This window comes from Fretibacterium sp. OH1220_COT-178 (assembly GCF_003860125.1).
Taxonomy (GTDB): domain Bacteria; phylum Synergistota; class Synergistia; order Synergistales; family Aminobacteriaceae; genus CAJPSE01.
The window spans coordinates 1-4894 of sequence record NZ_RQYL01000048.1; the positions used below are offsets into that span (position 1 = coordinate 1).

Annotated in this window: 4 protein-coding genes; all 4 read left to right on the forward strand. The window is 46.4% G+C overall.

Annotated elements, in window-relative coordinates; translation table 11 throughout:
* Positions 1 to 103 precede the first annotated feature (103 nt).
* From EII26_RS13210 to EII26_RS12610, 4 genes are read left to right on the forward strand one after another with little or no spacing between them, the layout of a single operon-like run.
* Positions 104 to 268, forward strand: a complete 165-nt coding sequence (locus EII26_RS13210) for a hypothetical protein (RefSeq protein WP_158612343.1) — start codon at positions 104 to 106, stop codon at positions 266 to 268.
* Between the two features lie 3 nt (positions 269 to 271).
* Positions 272 to 577: a hypothetical protein gene (locus tag EII26_RS12600; RefSeq protein ID WP_124889508.1), complete on the forward strand. Its 306-nt coding sequence runs from the start codon at positions 272 to 274 to the stop codon at positions 575 to 577.
* Complete coding sequence (locus EII26_RS12605; protein ID WP_199735221.1) at positions 555 to 2363, forward strand: site-specific DNA-methyltransferase; 1809 nt, start codon at positions 555 to 557, stop codon at positions 2361 to 2363. Before EII26_RS12600 ends, EII26_RS12605 begins: the two co-directional genes overlap by 23 nt.
* The gene (locus tag EII26_RS12610) at positions 2363 to 4606 is read left to right on the forward strand and encodes a DEAD/DEAH box helicase (RefSeq protein ID WP_124889509.1); all 2244 of its coding nucleotides are present in this window, start codon (positions 2363 to 2365) and stop codon (positions 4604 to 4606) included. Before EII26_RS12605 ends, EII26_RS12610 begins: the two co-directional genes overlap by 1 nt.
* The last annotated feature ends 288 nt before the right edge of the window (positions 4607 to 4894 follow it).

Sequence of the window (4894 nt, forward strand, 5' to 3'; positions counted from 1 at the left end):
GGATTGACTCCCTATGAATTTATCGTGAAAACTTGGGCTGAAGAACCTCAACGATTTCACCGCAATCCAAACCACTTCAACATGGGACTGTACATCTAAAGAGATGAAGCTCGGCAATAAGTACCTTGCGGAACATCCGTTGGAGCAGCCGCCCGAAGGAGAATTCTACACTGAACCATATGATGAGTACGAAAAACTGCGTGAACGGCTGATGGATTGCATCCCCGATTTTAAATTACGTCTGAAAGTCAATCCGCAGAATAACTGACTCGTGTTCTCCGCCGATGTGAATTCCGTATTTGATATTGCTTGGTACGTGTTGGCGAGAATGATGTCGGAAGATCTCGCGCCGGAGGATTTCGGCAAAGAGGACGAACGACCTGAAGGTATCATGATATGTTGCCATCACTGCGGACGGTTCTTTATACGGAACTCAAAACATCAGCAATACTGCGACCGCCCGGAATGCCAGAAAGCACGGAACGCAAAAAAAAAACAGCGTGATTACCGCCGCAGGAAAGCCATAGAAAAGGCTCAGGCGGAAAAGAATAATAATGGAGGTAGTGATAATGCCTAACCTATCACAGATAAAACGCCAGCGGATGCTTGATTTCTTGGAAACGCTTCGCAAAGAACATACGGATGATGAATCCATCCGGGCGTTTACGGAAATTGAGAACCATCTGCGTGATAAAAAATATGGACTTGTTTGGGAGGAGCATTCAGAACGAGTGGATGAGATGCTCGAAGAAAACATCCCTATTTTCACGGAAGATGCTGATAAGAAAATAACCGCAGCCGCAGACGGAGTCTATAACTTTATCCTTGAGGGCGATAATCTGCAAAGCCTCTATTTGCTTGAAAAAACGCATAAGGGGCTTATTGACGTTATATATATCGATCCCCCATACAACAGAGGAAAGGATGATTTTGTTTACGATGATGATTTTATAGACCGCAACGATACATTTCGACACAGCAAATGGATTTCTTTTATGACAAAGCGTCTTGCTATTGCCAGAGAATTGCTATCCGAAAAGGGACTAATATTCATTTCCATCGATGACAACGAGGTTGCATCTCTGAAAATGATAATGGATGAAATTTTCGGTGAGAACCTGTTCATCAATATGTTTGTGTGGCAGCGCAATTCAAGTGGCAAGACGGAAAAGGATAAGTTTACTATTAATACAGAATATCTGTTGCTTTATGCCCGCAGTGATAAATTCGTCCTTAATTCCGTTTATAAGCCGTTAGCGGATTCATCCGTAAAAATGTATAACAAGGATGATAAGGATGGTCGCGGCAAATATGCAACTGTAAGTTTGCAGAAGCCAAGAGACCCCGGTCCAGAGACAACATACGATTATGTAGATAATACAGGAAAGGTATGGCCTTGCCCACCTAAAGGCTGGAGAATGACTTACGCAAAAATCAAGGCATTGGAAGACGATGGACGTCTTGTCCTTACCGGAAAAAGCCTGCGTGTGAAGGATTACTGGAATGAGCGTGAAAGCGAAGGCAAGAGGATAGATACCCTATGGAACGATTTGCCCGAAAACAATGTGGGAAGTGCCGAATTAGAAAAAGCTATCGGGCTGCAAGATGTTTTCAATAATCCGAAGCCTGTGGACTTAATTCGCAGATGCATAGAAATCGGTGGCAAGAATATTACTGTTCTTGATTTCTTTGCGGGCAGCGGTACTACGGCGCAAGCGGTTCTCGCATCCAATGCCAAAGACGGCGGCAATAGGACTTTCATTATCTGCACAAACAATGAAGTGTCCGAGAAAAAGCAGATTGCGCATTTTGTGGAAAAAGGCCACATAGAAGCTCCACCGCGCAAAGGAACAAAAAAAGAGCCGGAGTGGAAAGAAAAATGGGCAGCATTTAAGGCAACACAAGAATATGCCGATGCAATCGCTACAGAAGAATACCAGTCGCTCGGTATTTGCCATAGCGTGACATACCCTCGCGTCAGCACTGTTATAACAGGTATACGCACTGATGGTTCACAATATTCAGACGAATTACCTGCAAACCTGAAATATTTCAAATGCGACTGGACGCCGCGTAAGCCGGAGGAATATCTGCTCAGCAACGCTCTGTGTCTGCATATCCGGGAAATGATAGAGCTGCAGAACGGCACCGAGGTGGATAACAGAAAGAATGTCCTGCTTCTCAACAAAGCGGATTTCCGCAAATATGTGATGGACGAGGCGGTATATGCGCAGATTGAGAATATCTGGGTAAATCAGAACATCTTTTTTAATTCTGCAGAGATGGAAAAGCTGAATGCTCTCGGCTTCAAATACATACCGAGGGAATTCTTCGGACAGGAATTAAGGGAGGTGGCAGAATAATGTTTACGGCGAAGCTATTTGATTTTCAAACAAAACATGAGGAAAGTCTGCTGGCGAAGTGTGCAGACCATGAGGAACTCGTACTTTCCGCTCCCACCGGCGCGGGAAAAACGGTTTTCGTTTCAAAATTCATAGATGATTATCTTGACGAAAACCCGAATACGGTCTTTTTGTGGTTGTGCCCCGGAGCAGGCGGTCTTGAAAAGCAGTCGCAGGACAGCTTTAGAGAAGTGACTTCCGGCATCCCGGACGGCGATGTGTACGCGTTCATCAATGAGAGCGATCCCAGAGGCAAGGTGTTCTTTATCAACTGGGATAAAATCAACCGCACATCGAATGTGGTTCTCCGCGAGGGCGAACACCGTGACTTGATGGGCAAGGTACTGTTCTGCCATACCAACGGCATTGATATCTTCATGCTGATAGACGAGGAACACAAATATCAGGCTACTGCCAATGAGTACATCAGCAATATCCAGCCTGTTCACGTTCTCCGCATATCCGCTACTCCCGTCAGCAAGGGAGACCATACGGAAATCATCCCGGATGATGAGGTTATCGGAGCAGGACTGATTGCGGCAGGAATATCCATCAACGAAGGCGTGTCCGCAGCTATCGAAGAAAACAACAGCCTTGACGATGACCTGCTCCTGCTCGATTTGGCGGATAAAAAACGCAAAGAGATTGAAGCGGAATACACACGGCGCGGACTGCGGATAAAACCGCTCGTGCTGATACAGTTCCCGAACGGCTATGATGAATGGATTGAGCGGGTAAAAAGAGCCTTGGATGACTTGGGCTATTCTGCAAATTCCGGTCTTGTAACATCATGGTTTAGCGGAGAACATCCTGACAACCCGGAAGGAATCAAAAAGCTGGACGGGCAGTACGCATTCCTATTGTTCAAACAGGCTATCGCAACAGGCTGGGACTGCCCTCGCGCAAAAATTCTCGTAAAGCTGCGTGAAGGCGGCACAGAACGGTTCAACATTCAGACCGTGGGACGCGTTCGCCGTATGCCGGAGCGTAAACACTACGACTGTTCGCTTATCGACAACTGTTACGTCTATACGCTCGACAGCGAATATGCCGAGGGATTAACAAACAGCATCGGAGATTCATTCTACACCTATTTGTACAAGAGAAAATTCAATGCTCCGAATATTATGCTTAAAAGGGAGTCGTTGAACGGCAGCGACCGCTACGCCGTGAACCCGGAGGCAGTTGTCAAGGTAGTCCGTAAACAGATGCTTAAGGAATGCGACCTTGACCGTGACGGCAAACTGGACAGGCATGAAATGGAAGTCAGCAAGGGTTATGTGTTCGGCACTAAGCTGAAAACCGAGGCTATCGAGGGCGTGGCGAGAACTACACACGATATCCGCTCTTTGAACCGCATATTCGGCGGCGAGCATCAAATCAGCAATCACGATGACGGCTTTATCATTCGTGACGCAAAACGCCGTATCGCACGGGCTATGGGCATTGACGAGAATATTTCCAACAATGCGCTCCGTGTGCTGTTCGGTCCTCTTGATATGCAGATGTCAATGTTTTCGGAGGAAGAGATTGCTTTTGAGCGGAAACATAAGCTGATTGACGGTCTGAGTCTCCGTGAATATAACGCTTTCCTCGTTAATAACAGGGAACGGCTCGTTGAGGTGTTCAGCGGCGTCAGCGCAGACAGAATCGCAGAAATCGAAGAGACCGATATTATTACTGCAGATTGGGCTATTCCGAGAGAACAGTATTATAAACAACATAAACGCATCGCAAGCACGAAAGTCATGGGTAAAAATCCGTTTGTGGATTACGGCAACAATATTCTCATCCAGCCGAACCGCACTTTTACGGAAATATCCTTTGAGGACTGGTGTGAGCATTATGATCCCGTGGAATGGTGCTATAAAAACGGCGATAAAGGCGATGAGTATTTCAGCATCGTATACCGTATGGCGTTCAGGCGCAGCAACTTCTACCCGGATTACATCATTCAGCTGAAAAACGGCGATGTGTGGATTATCGAGGCGAAGGGCGGTATGACAGCTGACGGCAGCTCCAATAACATCGATAAGTACGCTCCGCGCAAATTTGACGCTCTGAAGGAATATGCGTCCCGACGCCCGGATATCAAGTGGGGCTTCGTCCGTGCGGTCGGCACACAGATTTACCTATCCAACACAGTATGGTCGGAGGACGTTACCAATCGCAATGTCTGGAAACCGATAGAAGTGTTCATCTAAATACCAATCCTGAAATTTCAACCATCGTGCTAAAAGCCACATTGGGGATTCTCTTTTTCCTCAATGTGGCTATTTTTCTGCCTTTTTACGGGAAGGAGGTGATGCTTCATGATGAACGAAAAATCTCGGAAAGGAGGCTCATGTGTCATGGTTATAGTGATTCTCATGAAAACGGAGGCAACGTAATGGCTAGATGTACAGTCCCATGTTGAAGTGGTTTGGATTGCGGTGAAATCGTTGAGGTTCTTCAGCCCAAGTTTTCACGATAAATTCATAGGGAGTCAATCC

Excerpts from the sequence above, each read along its gene's own strand:
- EII26_RS12605 (WP_199735221.1), top strand. The coding sequence starts at position 555 with ATGGAGGTAGTGATAATGCCTAACCTATCACAGATAAAACGCCAGCGG.
- EII26_RS13210 (WP_158612343.1), top strand. The coding sequence starts at position 104 with ATGAAGCTCGGCAATAAGTACCTTGCGGAACATCCGTTGGAGCAGCCG.
- EII26_RS12610 (WP_124889509.1), top strand. The coding sequence starts at position 2,363 with ATGTTTACGGCGAAGCTATTTGATTTTCAAACAAAACATGAGGAAAGT.